The organism is Mycobacterium sp. NAZ190054, assembly GCF_001545925.1.
Lineage (GTDB): Bacteria > Actinomycetota > Actinomycetes > Mycobacteriales > Mycobacteriaceae > Mycobacterium.
Window position 1 is genome coordinate 1 of sequence record NZ_LMVQ01000003.1, and the last position, 18,486, is coordinate 18,486.

Consider the following 18,486-nt stretch of genomic DNA (forward strand, 5'->3'; position numbering starts at 1 on the left):
GGCATCCGAGGTGAGCAGCCGGTCCACCCGTTGATCTGGGGGCACGGTCGCGTCGAGTCGGGCGATGCGCGCCTCGGCGGGCAGGTCGAGCAGGTCGACGCCGTCGGCGTGTAGCAGGTCGAAGAAGCAGCAGGCCGGCGATGAGCTGCGGGAGAAGCGCGAGAAGGCCGCGGCCGCACCGCAGGAGGCCGGTCAGGAAGCGCGTCAGCGGGCGCAGAACGCGCAGGAGAAAGCCGACAAGCGCACCCAGGACGTGGCGCAGAGCGTCGCGTCCCGCACCGCGGAGGCCAAGTCCGAGGTCGACGACGCGGCCGCGCAGCGGGTCGAAGCCGCGGAGAAGGCCAAGCGCAGCGCGCAGAACCGCAGCAAGGCCGCCGAGAAGGTGGTGACGTCGGCTGCGGACGAGGAACTCGACGAGGCGGCGTCCAAGCGCAGCGCGGCCGCGGGTGCGCGGGCGCACGCGGACCGGCTGGAGGATTTCGGCGAGACCGAGAAGGAGACGCGGCAGGCAGCTCGAAAGAGTGACCTGTGACCGCGCTGCCTCCGGATCCCGATCCGATGAACACCCCCGGCGAGCGCGCCGGGGGTGTTCCTCCGGGAGAGACGCCGCCGGACTCCGCGCAGACACGGGCGACCGCGAATCCCGACCCGACGGCGGGCCGCAACCTGACCCCGAGGGCGGTCATCACGTTCGTCGCGGTGGCGGTGTTCGTCTTACTGTTCGTCGCGACGGCCGTGTTCCTCGTGATCGGCATGATCGGCTAGGGCCGGCAGCGGTAGTCCAGGCACACGGTCGTGCCGTCCAACCTTCCGCTGATGGTGCAGTGATCGACCAGCGCGTGCATCAGTGTGACGCCGCGGCCGCGCCGGTCGAGCAGACGCTGCGGCCCGGCCTCGGACGGACGCCAGCTTCCGTGGTCGGTGATGCACACACTCAGACAGCGGTCCGTGGGTTCGAAGTCGGCCCGCACGGTCATCGGACCCGCCGCCGACCGGTCGGCATACGCGTGGTCGACGCAGTTCGCCAACGCCTCGTTGACGGCCATCAGAATGTCGTTGCGCTGGACCGCCGAGACACCGCGCTCACGCAACCACTCACTGAACCGTTGCCGCAACTGCGCCGCGTTGGTCGCCGTCGCCGCACCGCTGACCGTGAGCTGCTCGGAGGTCTGTGACGTCAGCGGCGCGATAGCAGTCATGATTTTGGGCTACCCGGCTTCGCGCAAGATCAGTCAACGGATTCTGTTGCTTTAACCCGTCGTTACCGGGCTGCGATGCTTGGCCTCCAGTGCGGTGCCCTCGATGTCGAGGTCGGGCACATACCTGTCGAACCACCGGGAGTGCACCCACATCTTGTCGCCGAGCATCGCCATCACCGCCGGAATCAAGGTCAGCCGCACCACGAACGCGTCCAGGAACACACCGACGGCCAGGGTGAGGCCGACCGATTTGATGATCGGGTCGCTGCCGGCGAGGAACGCGATGAACACCCCGAACATGATCAACGCCGCCGCGGTCACCACGCGGGCCGACAGGCCGACGCCGTTGCGGACCGCGGCCAGCGCGGCGTCCTTGCCCGAGGCGTTGCCCAGCTCTTCCTTGATGCGTGACACCACGAACACCTCGTAGTCACTGGACAGGCCGAAGATGATGGCCAGCACGATGATCGGCAGGAAGCTGATCGTCTCGCCGGGGGTGATGCCGAGAGCGTCGGCGCCCCAGCCCCATTGGAACACCGCGACCTGCACGCCGAGCGCGGCGAACACCGACAGCAGGAACCCGATGATCGACGTCAGCGGCACCAGCGCCGCGCGGAACGCGATGGTCAACAGCACGAACGCCAGTCCGACGACCACGACGACGAACACCGGCAGCGCGGCCGCCAGCTTGTCGGAGGTGTCGATGTTCGATGCGGTGTTGCCGCCGACGAGGAACGTCGCGCCGGTGTCGGCCTGGATCGCGTCACGGTCGGCGCGGATGCGTTTGACCAGGTCGGCGGTCTCGGTGTCGTTGGGGCCTGTCTCCGGGATGACCTGGATGACGGCGGTGCGCGCGTCACCGCCGGCGGGGGTCGCGGCGACGACGCCCTCCTCGCGGCTGATGTTCGACGCGATGGTCTGCGCCGCGGTGGGGTCGGTCGCGCCGGACAGGTCGGCGACGATGAGCAGCGGTCCGTTGAAGCCGGGGCCGAGATGTTCGGCGGTCAGGTCGTAGGCTTGCCGCGAGGTGTTGGACGCGGGCTGGGACGACCCGCTGGGCAGGCCCAGATGCATTGACAGAGCCGGCAATCCGATCACGATCAGGGCGGCCGATCCGCCGAGCAGCAGGGGTTTGCGGAACCGCACCACGAAGCGGGCCCACGCCGCGCCGAGGGTGCGCTGCGGCGTGTACGCCGCGACCTGGGCGACCTCCTTGGGGCGGTGAGGCTGCAGCGGCGGTTCGATGAACTTGGCGACCTTGCCGCCGGCGAAGCCGAACATCGCGGGCAGCAGCGTCAGCGCGATCAGCATCGCGATCAGCACGGCCACCGCCGCCGACACCCCCATGTAGGTCAGGAACGGGATGCCGACGACGCCCAGGCCGCACAGTGCGATCACGACGGTCAGCGCGGCGAACACCACCGATCCGCCCGCCGTGCCGACGGCCAGCCCGGCGGCCTCTTCGCGCGGCATCAGCAACAGCAGGTTGTTGCGGTAACGGTTCAGGATGAACAACGCATAGTCGATACCGCAGGACAGGCCGAGCATCAGCGCAAGCGACAGCGACGCGGTGGGCATCTCGATGAACGCCGCCACCACGAAGATGCCGAGCGCGCCGATGCCGACGCCGATGCTGGCGGTCAGGATCGGCAGACCCGCGGCGACGACCGCGCCGAACGTGACGACCAGGATCAGGAACGCGACGATGATGCCGATGATCTCGGGCAGGTGCGGGACGGCGACCTTGTAGCCCGGGAACACCGCGCCGGAGTACTCGACCTGCAGACCCGCCTCCTGCACCGGCGTCATCGCGTTCTCGAGCTCGGCCAGCGCGGGGTCGCTGACCTCGCCGATCGGGGCTTTCCACTGCACGGTGCCCAGCCCGATGCGCCCGTCGGGGGAGATCTGCCGGGTCTGGGTGGGCCCGGCGGCCGCGGCGATGTCGGGGATGGTCGTCAGGCTCGCGACGGCCTGGTCGATGCTCGCCGCGAAGGCCGGATCGGTGACGGTGCGGCCCTCGGGCGCGGCGAAGGTGATCTGCGTCTGCGCTCCGCTGTAGGCGGGCAGGTTCTGCTGCAGTTGCTCGACGGCGCGCTGGGACTCGGTGCCGGGGATGGTGAAGTTGTCGCTGGGCTCCCCGCGGAATCCGACGAACGCCGCTGCCACCGCGGCGAGTGCGGCGAGCCAGGCGCCGAGGACGATCCACCGGCGGCGGAAGCTGAATGCACCGAGCGCATAGAGATAGCGCGACATCGTGTCCCCCACGGTTGCTGCGACGGTAAACCTGCACATCTATGCCCGCTGCGGCGGGTCCTTACTCCGGCGCGGCGGTGTGATCTCTGTGACCGCAGCTACCCCGGTGTGGCGTTCGTAAACGCATCGCGCGATGGCGGCGTGTAGGCTGGAGCCTAGGTCGAGTGCGCGGACAGTGTGTCCGCCGTCACACGTGGCAGAACTGCACTCGGCCCGCGACGCGATTTTCTTCGCTCGGACACCGTGCGGGGTACGCCCCGCACCACTCAAGGATTTTCACTATGGACACGTCTGACTTGTTCTCGCATCGACAGGCTGCGCAGGCCGAGCCACTCGGCAACACCTCCGACGAGCGGGTGCAGAACCCGGTCTTCTCCGACCTCCAGCAGAACGGGCGTCCCACCGAATCGCGTTCGCGGTGAACGGAATTCCGCTCGCACGGCGGGCGGCGAAACCGATCAGGGTCACCCTGGCCAAGGAACTCGGCGCCGACATCGACGGCGCGTGGTGGCCGCATTCGGCCGCGATGGCAAGTGAACTACCCGATCTCATCGGTGCGTTGCACCCGCAGCTGGGCGAGGTGCTCGCCATCCGGGTCAACTGGTCGGCCACCGAAGGACAGCTCGACCTGGAGACCATCGCCAGCGCGTCGACCAAGAAGCTCCCCGGTGAGCACCACCGGCGGCCGCGTCTGATGAACATCGACGGCCGCACCGCCTGCGTAAAGCTGCTGGTGGTGCCGAGCATGACATCGCAGGCGCTGGGCGCGATGGTGCTGCGCACCGCCGCGAGGCTGCCCACCTCAGGTGGTGCCAGTGACGGGCGTCTGTTCAACACCGCGTGCGTCGTGATGCGCCTGGCTGAGGCCGAAAGCCAGAAGTGGAGTGAGTCGGCTGCGGCGGTTCCCTCTAATTAGTTGTCGCGCAGGAGTTTTCGTGACGAAATCCTGCGCGCCTAGGTTGGCGCATCCTGACGTGCTAGCCTGAACGAGGATGTCTGTCTGACATTCGTGCAAAAGTGAGAGAAGAAATGTATGGCACAGGGAACTGTGAAATGGTTTAACGGCGACAAGGGCTTCGGCTTCATCGCTCCCGATGGCGGCGCACCGGATGTGTTCGTCCACTACTCGGAAATCAGCGGCAGCGGATACCGTTCGCTCGACGAGAACCAGCGCGTCGAGTTCGAGGTGGAACAAGGGAACAAGGGGCCGCAGGCGGTCCGAGTGACCGCGGTCTAACAGACTTCAATTCCGCAGTGTGGGCTGGCAGGGGTTCCTGCCAGCCCACACTCGTTTTGCGACAAGGAAGGGCTCTGTTGGCAGGACCCGAACGTAGCAACCTCAACCCGCAGGCGGGCTGACACCTGATGGCAATCAGAGATGCCGCTGCCTACGCACATCTGACCGACTCACAAGTCGACGCACTAGCCCGCGACCTGGACGCGATCCGGAGCGAGGTCGAGGCCTCGCTCGGTGAGCGCGACGCCGCCTACATCCGGCGCACCATCCGATTCCAGCGGATCCTGGAAGTTCTCGCACGCGTGGTGATCGCCACGAGCCGGCGCCGGACCGGATGGGTGCTGGGCACCTCGATGCTGGCGTTCGCGAAAAGCGTCGAGAACATGGAGATCGGGCACAACGTCGGCCACGGTCAGTGGGACTGGATGAACGACCCGGAAATCCACTCGAACACTTGGGAATGGGACATGGTCGCGGTGTCCTCGCAGTGGCGGTACTCGCACAACTATCGCCACCACGTGTTCAACAACATCGTCGGTGTCGACGACGATCTCGGCTTCGGCATCATGCGCGTGACCCGCGACGTGCCGTGGAAACCCGAACATCTGGCCCAGCCGTTGCGAAACGCGTTGCTGGCCTTGATCTTCGAGTGGGGCATCGGTCTGCACGGGGTGCACTCCGAGCGGGACCGGGTGGCGCCGGACGCCGCCGAGGTGAGCCGGGCGCGCAGGACGCTGGTCCGCAAGATCACCCGGCAGGTGGCCAAGGATTACGTCGCCTTCCCGGCACTGAGCCTGTCCCGCTGGCGTCGCACGCTGGCCGCGAACCTGACGGCCAACGTGCTGCGCAATCTCTGGGCGTATGTGGTGATCTTCTGCGGGCACTTCCCCGACGGCGCCGAAAAGTTCACCGAGGACGTGCTGGATTCCGAGACCCGCGGCGAGTGGTACCTGCGCCAGATCCTGGGCTCGGCGAACTTCACGGCGGGCCCGGCGCTGGCGTTCGCCAGCGGCAACCTGTGCTACCAGATCGAGCACCACCTGTTCCCCGACCTGCCGAGCAACCGCTACGCCCAGATCGCTAAGCGGGTGCGTGCCGTGTGCACCGAGTACGGGCTGCCGTACACCACGGGTCCGCTTGCGCGGCAATACTTTCTGGTGTGGTGCGCGATCAACAGGCTGGCCTTGCCCGACAAGCCGCGCTGACTCAGCCCACCAGGGCCAGCGCGTGCCCGCGGCGCAGCTTGCCCGACGGCGTTTTGGGGATCATGCCGGGGGCGAGCACCACGACGTTGTGGGGACGCGCGTCGACCTCGGCGAAGACCTCGTGGGCGACCTCGCGCTGGATGCGACGCACCGTGGCGGCGTCGTCGAAGCTCTTGCACTCCACGGCGACAGCGAACGTCTCCCGGGAATGCCCGGCATCCAGGCGGACCGCGACCGCACACCCCGGTCGTACCCCGTCGACGCGGCCGGCCGCCCGCTCGATGTCGGTGGGGTAGATATTGCGGCCCGCCATGATGATCACGTCTTTGACCCGACCGCACACGACGACCTCACCGTGCTCGGTGACGTAGCCCAGGTCGCCGGTGTCGTACCAGCCGCGCGCGTCCTGTGCGCCGATGAAGCCCGCCGGTGTCGTGTATCCGGAGGTCACCGCGGCGCCGCGCACTTCGAGGACACCGACGCCGCGTGGCGGTAGTTCGGCGCCGTCCTCGTCGACAACCCGCAGTTCCAGGCCTTTCAGCGGCCGGCCCAACGACACCAGCCGACGCGTGCGTCCCTTCCTGGCGGGGATCGCCCGGTGCAGCGCGGCCAGCATGTCGGCCTCCACCTCGTCGACGAGCATGCCTGCGCCACAGGGTGAGAACGACACCGCGACGGTGGTCTCGGCCATGCCGTAGGCCGGGACGAGCGCCTCGGATCGCAGGCCGAAGCGGGCACCGGCCTCACACAGGTCCTCGACGTCGCGGGGGTCCACCTGTTCGGCGCCCGACAGGGCCCAGCGCAGGGAGGACAGGTCGAACTCGGCGGGATCGTCCTGCCGGCGCAGGCGTTTGGCCAGCAGGGTGTAAGCGAAGTTCGGCGCGGCCGTCATGGTGCCCCGGTACTTGTGAATCAGCCTGGGCCACAACAGGATGTCGTTCAGGAAGTCCATCGGGGTGACCTTGACCAACGCGGCGCCGAAGTACATCGGCACGGTCAGGTAGCCGGTCATGCCCATATCGTGGAAACAGGGCAGCCAGCTCACGATCACATCGGTGTCGATGTCGAAGTCGCAGCCGACGGTCATCGCCTCGGCGTTGGCGACGATGTTGGCGTGGGTGATCTGCACGGCCTTGGGCGACCCGGTGGAACCGGAGGTCAGTTGCATCAGCGCGACGTCGTCGTCGCGGCTCTCGACCGGCTCGATCGGTGCGTGCGTGAGCAGTTCATCGACGGTCAGCACGGCCATCCCGCGGCCGGCCAGCACCGGTGCGGCGGCCAGGAACGGCTCGGAAATCACGACCACCTTCGCCGCGAGCATGTCGATGACGCCGGTGGTCTCCTCGGCCCACCGGACGAGGTCCGTGCGCGGGGTGGGTTGGTGCACCATGGTGGCGCTCGCGCCGCGCATCCAGATGCCCTGTGCCACCGGGGCGATCTCGACGGGAGCGCCGGCCAGGACGGCGACGGCGTCACCGGGACCGACCCCGGCGGCGGCGAGCCCGCCGGCCATGCGGCGGGCCCGGTGGTGCACCTCGGCCCACGACTGGCGCACGGGCGCGTTGGGCTCTCCGGTCACGAACGCCCGGCCACTACGCCGGGCGTTGTCGAACATCGTGTCGGTGAATCGGCTCATGCAGCCTCCATGGCTAGGTCTGTGATCAGTGGGGGAGCCGCTGGGAGCACGACACTGCGGATAGAAGTGTGGCCTCTCGGGTTCAAGCCCAGATGGGCCTCGAGGCGGACGGTACGAGGGTCGCAGTAGGGTCAGAGTACCGATGACGCGACGCTCGCGAGGCTAAGCGCGCCGCGGGCCCGGAAACTGACCCCTCGGTAGGAATATCGGCAAAGGCTTCCGGAAGGCGGACGGCGCGAGGTAAACAGTTACTTCATGGGCGCCGGGGCTTATGTGGGTCGGGTTGGTGGGTTGGCGGTCGCGCTGGGGATCGGGGCGGCGGTTTTCACGGGGGCCGGGGTGGCCCAGGCAGAGGCGATCGGCGGCGGCTCGGAGTCCGAGACCTCGCAGTCCGCCGAGACCTCGTCAACGTCGGCGCAGTCGGCGGACAAGGTTGTTGACGAAAAGACATCCGGCGCAGAGGAATCCGAGGCGGGTCCCCCGGCCGAGGAGCCCGTCGAGGAGCTCGTCCAGGAGCCTGTCGACGAAGAAGAACCCGCCGATGAGGACCGCAAGCCCTCGTCCCCCGACGTCGGCGACGACGTGCCCGAGGTCGCTGACGAGACCGTCGACGAGGCCGAGGAACCGGCCGACGAGGTCGTCGTCGACGAGGAGGCGCCGGCGGCCGAGGTCACCGAAGAACCGCCCGTCACCGAACCCGTCGGCGAAGAACCCGTGACCGAACCCGTCGTCGAGCCCGCCGCCGGCGAGGCCGAACCGGACCCGGTCCAGACCGAGACCAGGGAACTCTCCGACGCCGCGGTCCCCGACCTGCCGGCCGAGGAACCCGAAATGCCGGACGGGGCGCTGGCGTCGCTGGTGATGTCGGTGCTGGCGGCCGGGCGCGAGGCCACCAACGAGACCCCGCAGTCGATGGGGGACCAGGTCACCACCAGCCTGGCCGCCGACGAGTACCCGATCCCGACCGACGTCGTGGTCGAGGACTTCAAGCCACCGTTCGAGTGGCTGCAGCACATCCCGGTGCTGGGCCGGTTCGTGGTCACCCCGCTGGTCCATCTGGCGCACGCGGTGCCGTTCGTCGGGGAGTTCCTGCATCCGCTGATCGGCTGGCCGGTGGACCACGACGCGGCGCCCGACGATCCGAAGCCGCGCACGGTACGCGTGACTTCGTTCGACGGCGCCAAGATCTACGTGCATTTCATGCCGGCAACGGGGCTGAAGGCCGGCCAGAGCGCACCGACGGTGCTGTCCGGCCCGGGGCTGGGCCTGCCGGGCGCGACGACGCTGGGCATCGACATCGACGGGTTCCTGCCCTACGACGTCGTCGGTGTGGGGATGCTGCGCAGGGCCGGCTACAACGTGGTGACGTGGGATCCGCGCGGCGAGTGGCATTCCGAGGGCACCATGTTCCTCGACTCGCCGGACTACGAGGGCCGCGACGTCTCACACATCATCAGCTGGCTGTCGACGCTGGAGGCCGTCGAGAAGGTCGGCGGCGATCCCAAGGTCGGCATGGTCGGCGCATCGTACGGCGGCGGCATCCAGTTGGCCGCCGCCTCCATCGATCGGCGCATCGACGCGATCGTGCCGACGATCGCCTGGAACAACCTGACCGATGTGCTGTTCCCGCGGGAGGCGGTCGCCAGCGGCTGGGGCACGCTGCTGCCCACGGTGCTGGCGCTGACGCTGGCGCGGGAGCATCCGCGGATCTTCCCGGTGGCGATCGCCGGAGTGCTGTTCGGCTACGCCGATCCGGACGACATCGCGCTGGTGGAGAGCCTGGGCTATCACGATCAGTTGCAGGACATCACGATCCCGACGCTGCTGATCCAGGGCACGGTCGACACGCTGTTCACGCTGGACCAGGCGCACCGGAACGCGTTGGCGCTGATCGAGGCCGGAACCACGACCAAGGTGCTCTGGTACTGCGGGGGTCACGGCGCGTGCCTGAGCAGCTACAACGACGGCCGGAAGGTGTGGGGCGAGACGCTGGAGTGGCTGGATCGCTACGTCAAGGGTGAAGACGTCGAGACCGGACCGCAGTTCGAGTGGGTGGACCAGAACGGTGTCTGGCACTCGTCGTCGACGTACCCGGTCGGTTCACTCGGCGCGCCGATCGAGGCATCCCGCGATGACCACAAGACGTTGCTGTTCGTGCCGTTCATCGGTGGGTCGGGGCCGAACCCGGGGATCCTGCTGCGGGGGCTGGTGCGCACGCTCGTCGGGTTGCCGTCGGCGGCGCCGGCGTTGAACGCGGTGAACCTGCGCGTGCCGGACGTCGAGGTCGAGACGCAGATCGTGGGCGCGCCGGAATTGACGCTGACGTACTCGGGCAGTGGCACGGCCGAGCACGTGTACGCCCAAATCGTGGATGATCAGACGGGTTTGGTGCTGGGCAACCTGGCTACGCCGATTCCTGTTGTGCTGGACGGGGAGTCCCACACGGTGACGTTCTCGCTGGAGCAGGTGGCGCACACGCTCAAACCGGGACAGTCGGTCACGGTGCAGATCGTGACGTCGGCGTTCGCGTTCCTGAACTTCTACTCGTGGGGCCACGTCACGGTCGAGGGCATGTCGATCAAGCTGCCGACGATCGCAGCGGCAGCGGCAGCGGCGGAGTCGGCGGCCGCCTGACGCGTGTCGTTCGTCGCGCCGGTGCACGCGTACAGTGGACCCACCGGCGGAATGTCGAATGCGGCTATCTGAGACCGCGTCGTCGCCGGATTACCCGGGTCAGTGCGTGGGACCCAGTCGGGATGCCGCATGGCAGGACAAGACAGGGGCACGGGCTTCGGCCAGCCCCACAACGGACCCCAGAACACACCGCGGTTGCGTCTCAAGCGCAAGTCGCCCGCCACCGGATATGTCGATGGGGCATGGTGGCCGCACAGCGACGATCTCACCTCGGAACTCCCGGACCTGCTGGCGGTCCTGTCGGTACGGCTCGGTGATGTGTCGAGGGTGACCTACAACCGCGCCGAGTGGCAGACCGCGCCGCGGAAGTTGGTCATCGACGACCAGCTGATCAGGCTGGACGGGTATGACCGGCAGCCGGCCAGCACGCTGGGAGTGGTCGACTCGCGGGGAGCAGGAACCATCCTGCTCGTCGTTCCGGTGGACACCGACAGCGAGCACGCGCACGCGGTGATGATGGCCGCGTCCGCCCAGGACGACGGATCCAAGGTCGAACTGCTACTCGCAACCGGGCAGGGTACCTGACCGGAACCTGTTGCGCGGGAGCTTGTTTCGGCTCTCAGCGCTTCTTGGCGTCGTACAGCGACTCGGCGGCGGAGGTCTTCGCCGCCGACTTCGCGTGCTTGTCCGCGCGTTTCTCTTTCAGCGACTTTCCGGACTTCTTCGACATCGCTTGGCGGGGGGACTTGTCAGACATGGCTGGCCCTTCATCAAGGGGCCTGGATGGTCCCGATGGTTCGACCCTACTCTGTAGGACACAGTTGGGGCCGACATCGGGTGTAGCCTGAGAGGCATTGGGAACCCAGCCGGTCTCGGATGTGTCAGCTGACTTCGGGCTGATCTCGACGAGCAACCGCTCAAGCCGGCGCGCCGGTACCACCTACGTCGGGATTGTCTTGAACGCTGCGCCCACCTTCAGTTCTTTTCTTGGCCCTGCTGTAAAGAGGCCGCTTCCTTCGACGGTGCGGTTCGGTCTGCTCGGCTCCTACCCGCCGGCGATGTGCGGGCTCGCGAACTTCAGCTCCGCGCTGGCGCAGGCGTTGACCGCTCGCGGGTCCGAGGTCGGCGTCGTGCGGGTCAGCGACGGTTCGCAAGCGCCGGCCGTCGACGTGGCGGGCGAACTCGTCAACGGGTCGGCCCAGTCGGCGTCGGATTGCGTGGCATTGCTCAACCGCAGTGAGGTCGCGGTGATCCAGCACGAGTACGGCATGTACGGCGGTGCGCACGGCGATGAACTGCTGGGCATCATCGACCGGTTGCGGGTCCCGTCGGTGGCTCTGGTGCACACGGTGCTGAAAAACCCTGCCCCACATCAGCGCTGGGTCATGGAGCGGATGGCGGCCACCATCGACCGGATGGTGGTGATGTCCGAGTCGGCGCGGGAGAGACTGTGCCGTGAGTACGGTGTGGATCGGCTGAAGGTCGTGACGATTCCGCACGGTGCGGTGCTGCCCACCGGCCCGCGGGTGAAGCGTGGCAGCAGGCCGACCATCCTGACCTACGGCCCGCTGGGTCCGGGGACGGGCATCGAGCGCGTCATCGACGTGATGCCGTCGTTGCTGAGCGCGCCGGGTCGCCCCCGCTATCTGGTGGCGGGCCGGACGGACCCGAAAGTCGGTGTCGGCGAAGGAGAATCGTACCGGGAGGCACGAGTCGAACAGGCCCGCCGCCTTGGTGTCGCCGATTCGGTGTTCTTCGAGAACCGTCACTTCGACAGAGCGTCGCAGGCCGCGCTCTTCCAGGCAGCCGCCGTCATCGTCTTGCCCTACGATTCCACCGATCAGGCGAGCTCGGCTCTGCTGGTCGAGGCGATCGCCAGCGGCAGACCCGTGGTGGCGACGGCGTTCCCGCATGCGGTGGAGCTCCTGCGCGATGGCGCGGGCATCCTCGTTCCCCATGACGATGCCGAAGCCTTGTCCACCGCGCTGCGTCGTGTGCTGACCCAACCGCGGCTGGCCGGGTCGATGGCCGCCGGAGCGCGGCAACTCGCGCCGGCTATGGCGTGGCCGGTCGTGGCCGAGGCATATCTGCAGTTGGCCGCTGGTCTGTTGATGGAGCGGCGGACGCGGGTGTGACCCGGTGGGGTACTGTTGCCGCTACCGGGCAACTCGATCTCGAGTGAAAATGCCTGACTTCCAAAGGAAACCATGATGGCGTCGCCCACCCCGTTCCGCACCCCCTACGAGAAGCGTGTCGAACTCGTCCAGAACACGATCAAGGACCACTCCAAGCTCGGCGACAAAGCTGCGGGTGACCTGGCGGTGCGGGTGCTGCACATTCTGGACTCGATTCCCGAGAAGATGCGCTGAGCAAGCGGATTCGCCTACTGGCCGCTTCATGACGTCACCTCCTGGGTGACGCGTGGCCAGGGCTTGGGCTTCGGGCGGGTACGCACATGCGTCGGCCACCAGAACCACCTACCCATCAGGGCGGCGATCGACGGCGTCATGAGCGATCGCACGATCAGCGTGTCGAACAGCAGGCCGAGACCGATGGTGGTGCCCACCTGCCCGATGGTGATCATGTCGCTGACAACCATGCCGATCATGGTGAAGGCGAAGACGAATCCCGCTGCGGTGACCACGGATCCGGTGCCGGCCATGGACCGGATGATCCCGGTGTTCAGTCCGGCGTGGATCTCCTCCTTCATGCGCGACACCAGCAGCAGGTTGTAATCGGCGCCGACGGCGAGCAGGACGATCACCGACATGGGCAGCACCATCCAGCTCAGCGGGATGCCGATGATGTGCTGCCACACCAGAACTGACAGGCCGAAGGACGTGCCCAGGCTGAGCACCACGGTGCCGACGATGACGGCTGCCGCGGCGACAGCTCGGGTGAGGATGACCATGATCAGGAAGATCAGGATCAGCGACGCGACGGCGGCGATCAGCAGGTCGTAGTCGGCGCCCTGCTGCATGTCCTTGTACATCGCCGCGCTGCCGCCGACGTAGACGGTGGATCCTTCCAGCGGCGTGCCCTTGATGGCGTCCGCGGCGGCGATGCGCAGCGGTTCGATCCGGGCGGTGCCGTCCTCGGTCAGCGGGTCACCCTGGTGGAATACGGTGAAGCGCACCGCCTTGCCGTCCGGTGACATGAAAAGCTTGATGCCCCGCTGGAAATCCGCGGTCTGGAACGCCTCCGGCGGCAGATAGAAGGTGTCGTCGTTGCGGGCGGTGTCGAACGCCTCACCCATCGCCGTGCTGTCCTCCTGCATGGCGATGTTCTGATCCTGCTGCATCTTCTGCGCCTGATACTGGTTCAGCATGATCTGCTTCTGGTTCTTCATCGTCTGGATCATCGCGGGCATCAGCGCCGCCATCTGCGGCGTCAGCTGCGCCATCCGTTCGATGTCGGGAACCAGCTCGGTGAAGTCGTCGCTCATCGTGCCGATGCCGTCCAGGCTGTCGAAGATCGAGCGCAGCGCCCAGCACATCGGGATGTCGAAACAGTGCGGCTCCCAATAGAAGTAGTTGCGGAGCGGACGGAACTGATCGTCGAAATCAGCCAGGTGATCGCGCACCTCGGTCAGGTTCGCCGAGGTGTCCCTCATCTTGTCGGCCATCCGGCGGCTGACATCGGCCAGCTCCAAGGTGATGCTCTGCATCTTCTCCATCGAGTCGATGGTCACCTGCATCTCGTTGGCCTGCTGCAGCGTGTTCTCCAGCACCGTCTGCTGGAAATCGTTGTTCAAGATCTGGCCGGTGCCACTCTGGCCCAGCGTGTAGGCCAGTGACGCGTGTTTGATCGGTTTGCCGTCGGGCCGGGTGATCGTTGTGACCGAGGCGATTCCGTGGACCCGGACCAACGCCTTGGCGATCTTGTCGATCACCAGGAAGTCCGCGGGATTGCGCATGTCGTGATCGGATTCGACCATCACCAGGTCGGGGTTCATCTTGGCGTCGGAGAAATGACGATCGGCCGCTGCGTAGCCGACGTTCGCGGGAACGTCGTCAGGAAGATAGATCCGGTCGTTGTAGGTGGTGTGGTAGCCGGGCAACGCCAGCAGGCCCACCATGCACAGCACGGTCGCCATCACCAGAATCGCCCCCGGCCACCGGACTGTGGCCGAGCCGAGTCGCCGCCAACCGCGAGCACGTCCGTTACCTCGGGGCTCCAACACCTTTCCGAAGCGGGTCACGATCGAGATCAGCGCCGGGCCCAGCGTGAGAGCGGCGGCCACCACGATCGTCATGCCGATGGCCAGTGGGAAGCCCATGCTCTGGAAGTAGGGGAGCCGGGTGAAGTGCAGGCAGGCCGTCGCGCCGGCGATCGTCATCCCGGAGGCGAGCACCACGTGCGCGGTGCCGTGGAACATGTCGTAGTACGCCGACTCCCGGTCCATTCCCGATCGCCGGGCCTCCTGATAGCGCCCGATCAGGAAGATCGCGTAATCGGTGGCGGCGGCGATCGCCAGCGTCACCACCATGCTCGTCGCGAACGTCGTGAGCCCGAAGACCTCGTAGAACCCCAGGAACGAGACGATGCCGCGCGCCGAGAACAGCCCGATGAAGACCATCGTCATGGTGACGAGCATCGTGATGACCGATCGGTAGATGATCAGCAGCATCACGATGATGATCGCGATCGTCACGCCCTCAATGGTTTTCATGCTGGCGTCACCGACGATGTTCTGGTCGGTGGTCAGCGCCGCGGGTCCGGTGACGTAGGCCCTGACCCCTGGCGGAGCCGGGTTGGCGTCGACGATGTCGCGGACCGCCTGCACCGATTCGTTGGCCAGTGCCTCACCCTGATCACCGGCGATGTACACCTGCACGTAGGCGGCCTTGCCGTCGATGCTCTGGGCACCGGCCGCGGTGAGCGTGTCACCCCAGAAGTCCTGGACGTGCTGTACGTGCGTGGTGTCGGCGTTGAGTTCGCGGACCACCTCGTCGTAGAACGCGTGTGCGTCCGCCCCAAGGGGTTCCTCGCCTTCCAGCACGATCATCACCGAGCTGGAGGTGTCGTACTCGTCGAACTTGTCGCCGACGTGCTTGGTCGCGATCAGCGAAGGCGCGTCGTTGGGGCTCATCGACACCGCGCGAAGCTTGCCGACCTCTTCGAGCTGGGGCACGGCGGTGTTGAGGAACGCCACGAGGCCGACCCAGACCAGGACGATCGGCACGGCGAAGGTCCGGATGAAGCGCGGCAGCCGAGGCCGGGACGCGGCCGCATGCCGCGCCGGCGGCAGCGCATCGGTGGGTGCGTCGTCGGTATGAACCGTCATGCTGCCTTCACCAGGCAGTAGGTCGCGGCGTTCAAGCCCTCGGCCGTCCTTTCGTCTTTCACCTCGTCATCGACGGTGACGCGACAGCCGATCGAGTGACCGTCACCCTGGGCCATGATGTTCGGCATCACGGACGGCAGCGTCGTCTCCAAGGTCAATGACCAGGGCAGACTCACCTCGCCGGTGCGCTGGGGCTTTCCGTCGAGGTCGACGTAGTTGATGATCGCCGACGAGCCCGAACCGAAGACCTCGTACGTGACGACCTTCGGGTTGAACGAGTCTGCTGTGTCCGCGTCCACCGGGGTGACGATCGCGCCGTCGGAGCCGAAAACCGAGCGAAGGTGCGATACGGTCAACGCGCCGATCGCCACTGCGACCACCACCAGGACGGGCAGCCACACCCGCTTGACAACGTTGATCACTGCGCGCAACCGGTGTTGCCGTGCACCGACTTCCGGGTTCGTTTCGCGCACGCGAAAGCTGCAGGCAAGGCCGTGCCTTTCAGTGAGGGACGCCGCGAGCCACCAGTCGGCATGCGATCTTGAAGGAATCTAAGCCCGCAAGTGGATAAGGTCAATCCGGTTATAGCGTTTTGGTAAGGCACATCACTAAATTGGATTCGGTGATTGACAAACCCTGGGGTGTTCTGCGCAACTGGCGCGGCGGCCGTCCGTAAACTCGGCGTCATGAGTGCTGGTGATCCGGAGGCTACGGGCCTGCGCAAGGATGCCGAGCGCAACCGGCGGCGGATCATCGCGGCCGCCCGTGAGCTGTGTGCCACGCGGGGGTTGGAGGCCACGCTCAATGAAGTCGCCCACCACGCCGGTCTTGGTGTCGGCACGGTGTACCGGCGCTTCCCGACCAAGGAGGCGTTGTTCGAGGCGATCTTCGAGGAGGGGGTCGACCAGCTCGTGGTCTTGGCCGAGTCGGCACTGGAGGCCGAGGACTCGTTGGAGGGGTTGTCCTGGTTCGTCTGGCAGTTGTGCGAGATGACCGCGACGGACCGCGGCCTGCGTGAGATCGCGTTCAGCAGGGCGTCCTGCGGCGGGCGGGTGGACGCCGGCCGCATCCGGCTGCACCCGCGCATCTCGAAACTCGTCGAGCGGGCCAAGCGTGACGGCTACCTGCGTCCCGAGGTGTCGGCGACGGACATGCCGCTGCTGGGCTTGATGGCCGGCGCGGTGAGCGAGTACTCCGGCGAGCTGTCGGCCGACCTGTGGCGGCGTTACGTCGCAATCCTGTTGCAGGGCTTGCGGTGTCAACCGGGCCAAGAGCGGTTGCCGGTCAAGGCTCTCACTCAGGCCGAGCTGGAATCCGCGATGCACCGATGGCCGCCGACGGGGACTGCGGAGTCGTAGTCGCCGAGAGTGCGGCGGGCTCAGTCCAGGGCGGTGACGCCGCTACGCCAGGCGTCGAGGATGGCCTCGACGCGGTCGCGCACCGAGTGCCGGGCTTCGTCACGGTCGGCGCCGGTCATGAGCAGATCGTCGTAGTCGGTGTCGATGTGGCGGACGGACGCGGTGACGGCCAACCGGATCGCGTCGGGACCCAGTGCCCGGCCCGCCGCGGATCGTCCGACGCGGCCACTGCCACGCAACGCCGAGTGGTAGGCGATGGCGTCGGCACGCGCGGGTGGACAGCCCGGGAACTGCGCGCGGATCGCGTCGGCGAACTCGTCGCGGAACTTCTCGTCGATCGCGGCGCGACGGATCTGATCCTGGGTGCGGCGTACGGCGCGGGCGTCGGCGTCGGCCAGGCATTGTTGAGCGGCCTGCTCGATGGCTTCGCTTTCGGCCAGAATGCCTTGCCGTTCATACCGATTCCCAGGCCGGCTCCAGCGGACGACCACGGCCGACAGCCGGCTGAGTTTCTTGGCGCGGCGGGTCAGCGCCGCATCGCCGGACGGCAGGAACTCAAGATGGCCGAGGTCGGCGCAGTCCAGGCACACGTTGCCCTTTCTCGACTTCAGCAGGAGGTCACCGGACTCACCGCACATGCTGCACTCCCACGCGTGGCTCGCCGCGATCACCCGGAGTTCGTCGGGGAGCTTGCGTGGTGTCGCGGGTCCCGGCTGCTCCGCGGCGGCCCATCGGGTACGGAACCGGAGTTCGGTGGCGGCGTCGCCGGCTTCGGTGAACTGCAGATCGCCGTAGTCGGTGTCCCACGAGCCGAGGCCCTGCTGCTGGGCCCAGCCGCGCAGCGCGTCGAGGGCGGCGGTGACCCGTGCGTCGTCGACTTGAATGCAGCGATCCAGGGTGGTGACCCGGCCCCATTGCCAGCGGTCGACGTTGGGTTGCGCGAGCCAGCCCAGGCCGATCAGCACGTCGATGGGCGTGACGTACTGCTGCTCGGCCAGTGCGGCCTCGGCAGCGCGCGCGACGCGGGTCTCCAGACGTGGCATGGTGCGGCCAACGATAGTGCCGGCGTCCGACAGCCGGACGGCCTCGCGAGTTTGCGCCGCAGAACAATTGCTGCGCCGGCCCCCCGGTGGGGCGGGGGAGAATCGCCATGTGCTCCCGTCGCGATCAACGCTGCAAAGCTGGGTGCCGGACTCGTTGAGCACGAGTGGGGATGCAGTCGACTCCAGCGGATCGACGGTAGGGGCGACCGTGTCGGGCCTCGACGACGCGATCAACCGACTCCCCGAAGTCGAGGGGTGGTCGGGCGCCGCGCATGACGCGGCGACCGGGATGTTCGGTCGCGCCGATCTCCAGGCGCAGCAGTTCACCGATTACGCCAAAGCCGTGGCGACAGCGCTGAAGAACGGCGCCGGAGCGATCGGCGCTGCGCGGGCGGCACTGCTGGCCAAAGCCGACCTCGTCGACGCCGGCCCGCTGAACGTCACCGACCAGTGGGTGGTGCTCATCGATCCCGTCCGGATGTCCGCGGACGACATAGCCGAACTCCAGGCGCTCGCGGCTACCGAGCAGACGTCGATCAACACAATGCTGGTCGCGGTGGGTGACGCTGACGAGTCAACTGCCAACGCGGTCGTCGCTGCAGGGAAGAAGTATGGGTTCGTCGAGCCGAGGGAG

The 18,486-nt window shown here is 67.3% G+C and carries 17 protein-coding genes and 2 pseudogenes; 11 read left to right on the plus strand and 8 right to left on the minus strand.

The features are described 5' to 3' along the window. Nucleotides 1-162, minus strand: a pseudogene (locus tag ASJ79_RS34910) (ATP-dependent DNA ligase); the annotation flags it as partial. 366 nt (nt 163-528) lie between these two features. Here ASJ79_RS34910 and ASJ79_RS00570 point away from each other — a divergent pair. Beyond that, on the plus strand, nt 529-765 hold the full coding sequence (locus tag ASJ79_RS00570) for a DUF6480 family protein (protein WP_067952312.1): 237 nt from the start codon (nt 529-531) through the stop codon (nt 763-765). Here the strand turns inward: ASJ79_RS00570 and ASJ79_RS00575 are convergent. Both ASJ79_RS00575 and ASJ79_RS00580 read right to left on the minus strand, forming a co-directional pair. Next, nucleotides 762-1,199, minus strand: coding sequence for an ATP-binding protein (locus ASJ79_RS00575; protein WP_067952313.1), 438 nt, complete (start codon nt 1,197-1,199; stop codon nt 762-764). The two genes, ASJ79_RS00570 and ASJ79_RS00575, sit on opposite strands and share 4 nt — an antisense overlap. Before the next feature lie 51 nt (nt 1,200-1,250). Next, on the minus strand, nt 1,251-3,464 hold the full coding sequence (locus ASJ79_RS00580) for an MMPL family transporter (protein ID WP_231750671.1): 2,214 nt from the start codon (nt 3,462-3,464) through the stop codon (nt 1,251-1,253). Nucleotides 3,465-3,733: 269 nt separating this feature from the next. On the opposite strand from ASJ79_RS00580, the gene ASJ79_RS31845 reads away from it, so the two are divergent. The 4 genes from ASJ79_RS31845 to ASJ79_RS00595 all read left to right on the plus strand — a co-directional run bounded on the left by ASJ79_RS31845 (nt 3,734) and on the right by ASJ79_RS00595 (nt 5,894). Continuing rightward, nucleotides 3,734-3,874, plus strand: coding sequence for a hypothetical protein (locus tag ASJ79_RS31845; protein ID WP_156448228.1), 141 nt, complete (start codon nt 3,734-3,736; stop codon nt 3,872-3,874). Beyond that, entirely contained in the window at nt 3,871-4,368 is a 498-nt protein-coding gene (locus ASJ79_RS00585; RefSeq protein ID WP_067952315.1) for a DUF5994 family protein, read from the plus strand. Before ASJ79_RS31845 ends, ASJ79_RS00585 begins: the two co-directional genes overlap by 4 nt. A 117-nt stretch (nt 4,369-4,485) precedes the next feature. Beyond that, nucleotides 4,486-4,689: a cold-shock protein gene (locus ASJ79_RS00590; protein WP_067952316.1), complete on the plus strand. Its 204-nt coding sequence runs from the start codon at nt 4,486-4,488 to the stop codon at nt 4,687-4,689. Nucleotides 4,690-4,817: 128 nt separating this feature from the next. Beyond that, nucleotides 4,818-5,894 (plus strand): acyl-CoA desaturase, encoded by a 1,077-nt coding sequence (locus ASJ79_RS00595; RefSeq protein WP_067952317.1) that lies wholly within the window; start codon nt 4,818-4,820, stop codon nt 5,892-5,894. Nucleotide 5,895: 1 nt separating this feature from the next. Here ASJ79_RS00595 and ASJ79_RS00600 read toward each other — a convergent pair whose 3' ends face one another. Then, a complete protein-coding gene (locus ASJ79_RS00600; RefSeq protein ID WP_067952318.1) occupies nt 5,896-7,530 on the minus strand; it encodes a fatty acyl-AMP ligase in 1,635 nt (544 codons plus the stop codon). Between the two features lie 255 nt (nt 7,531-7,785). Between ASJ79_RS00600 and ASJ79_RS00605 the strand changes: the two genes are divergently transcribed. Together ASJ79_RS00605 and ASJ79_RS00610 are read left to right on the plus strand one after the other, a co-directional pair. Continuing rightward, a complete protein-coding gene (locus ASJ79_RS00605; protein WP_067952319.1) occupies nt 7,786-10,164 on the plus strand; it encodes a CocE/NonD family hydrolase in 2,379 nt (792 codons plus the stop codon). Between the two features lie 129 nt (nt 10,165-10,293). Beyond that, nucleotides 10,294-10,749 carry a DUF5994 family protein gene (locus tag ASJ79_RS00610; RefSeq protein WP_067952320.1) on the plus strand — a complete coding sequence of 152 codons (456 nt, stop codon included), beginning with the start codon at nt 10,294-10,296 and terminating at the stop codon, nt 10,747-10,749. 34 nt (nt 10,750-10,783) lie between these two features. Here ASJ79_RS00610 and ASJ79_RS32975 read toward each other — a convergent pair whose 3' ends face one another. Further along, entirely contained in the window at nt 10,784-10,921 is a 138-nt protein-coding gene (locus ASJ79_RS32975) for a hypothetical protein (RefSeq protein ID WP_197420031.1), read from the minus strand. A 265-nt stretch (nt 10,922-11,186) separates the two neighbouring features. On the opposite strand from ASJ79_RS32975, the gene ASJ79_RS00615 reads away from it, so the two are divergent. Then, complete coding sequence (locus tag ASJ79_RS00615; RefSeq protein ID WP_369803601.1) at nt 11,187-12,299, plus strand: glycosyltransferase; 1,113 nt, start codon at nt 11,187-11,189, stop codon at nt 12,297-12,299. 75 nt (nt 12,300-12,374) lie between these two features. Next, a complete protein-coding gene (locus tag ASJ79_RS32980) occupies nt 12,375-12,533 on the plus strand; it encodes a DUF6307 family protein (RefSeq protein WP_197420032.1) in 159 nt (52 codons plus the stop codon). Nucleotides 12,534-12,559: 26 nt separating this feature from the next. On the opposite strand, the gene ASJ79_RS00620 is transcribed toward ASJ79_RS32980, so the two are convergent. Both ASJ79_RS00620 and ASJ79_RS00625 read right to left on the minus strand, forming a co-directional pair. Next, a complete protein-coding gene (locus tag ASJ79_RS00620) occupies nt 12,560-15,451 on the minus strand; it encodes an RND family transporter (RefSeq protein ID WP_067952321.1) in 2,892 nt (963 codons plus the stop codon). Next, the gene (locus ASJ79_RS00625) at nt 15,448-15,873 is read right to left on the minus strand and encodes an MmpS family transport accessory protein (RefSeq protein WP_067952322.1); all 426 of its coding nucleotides are present in this window, start codon (nt 15,871-15,873) and stop codon (nt 15,448-15,450) included. Before ASJ79_RS00625 ends, ASJ79_RS00620 begins: the two co-directional genes overlap by 4 nt. 264 nt (nt 15,874-16,137) lie before the next feature. Between ASJ79_RS00625 and ASJ79_RS00630 the strand changes: the two genes are divergently transcribed. Continuing rightward, on the plus strand, nt 16,138-16,809 hold the full coding sequence (locus ASJ79_RS00630) for a TetR/AcrR family transcriptional regulator (RefSeq protein ID WP_067952323.1): 672 nt from the start codon (nt 16,138-16,140) through the stop codon (nt 16,807-16,809). 20 nt (nt 16,810-16,829) lie between these two features. On the opposite strand, the gene ASJ79_RS00635 is transcribed toward ASJ79_RS00630, so the two are convergent. Beyond that, nucleotides 16,830-17,852, minus strand: a complete 1,023-nt coding sequence (locus tag ASJ79_RS00635) for a DUF2293 domain-containing protein (protein WP_067952324.1) — start codon at nt 17,850-17,852, stop codon at nt 16,830-16,832. 208 nt (nt 17,853-18,060) lie between these two features. Here ASJ79_RS00635 and ASJ79_RS00640 point away from each other — a divergent pair. Continuing rightward, nucleotides 18,061-18,486, plus strand: a pseudogene (locus ASJ79_RS00640) (hypothetical protein); the annotation flags it as partial.

Coding starts and splice junctions, on each gene's coding strand:
- ASJ79_RS00575 (WP_067952313.1), bottom strand. CDS start 1,199: ATGACTGCTATCGCGCCGCTGACGTCACAGACCTCCGAGCAGCTCACG.
- ASJ79_RS31845 (WP_156448228.1), top strand. CDS start 3,734: ATGGACACGTCTGACTTGTTCTCGCATCGACAGGCTGCGCAGGCCGAG.
- ASJ79_RS00590 (WP_067952316.1), top strand. CDS start 4,486: ATGGCACAGGGAACTGTGAAATGGTTTAACGGCGACAAGGGCTTCGGC.
- ASJ79_RS00595 (WP_067952317.1), top strand. CDS start 4,818: ATGGCAATCAGAGATGCCGCTGCCTACGCACATCTGACCGACTCACAA.
- ASJ79_RS00600 (WP_067952318.1), bottom strand. CDS start 7,530: ATGAGCCGATTCACCGACACGATGTTCGACAACGCCCGGCGTAGTGGC.
- ASJ79_RS00605 (WP_067952319.1), top strand. CDS start 7,786: ATGGGCGCCGGGGCTTATGTGGGTCGGGTTGGTGGGTTGGCGGTCGCG.
- ASJ79_RS00610 (WP_067952320.1), top strand. CDS start 10,294: ATGGCAGGACAAGACAGGGGCACGGGCTTCGGCCAGCCCCACAACGGA.
- ASJ79_RS32975 (WP_197420031.1), bottom strand. CDS start 10,921: ATGTCTGACAAGTCCCCCCGCCAAGCGATGTCGAAGAAGTCCGGAAAG.
- ASJ79_RS32980 (WP_197420032.1), top strand. CDS start 12,375: ATGGCGTCGCCCACCCCGTTCCGCACCCCCTACGAGAAGCGTGTCGAA.
- ASJ79_RS00620 (WP_067952321.1), bottom strand. CDS start 15,451: ATGACGGTTCATACCGACGACGCACCCACCGATGCGCTGCCGCCGGCG.
- ASJ79_RS00630 (WP_067952323.1), top strand. CDS start 16,138: ATGAGTGCTGGTGATCCGGAGGCTACGGGCCTGCGCAAGGATGCCGAG.
- ASJ79_RS00635 (WP_067952324.1), bottom strand. CDS start 17,852: ATGCCACGTCTGGAGACCCGCGTCGCGCGCGCTGCCGAGGCCGCACTG.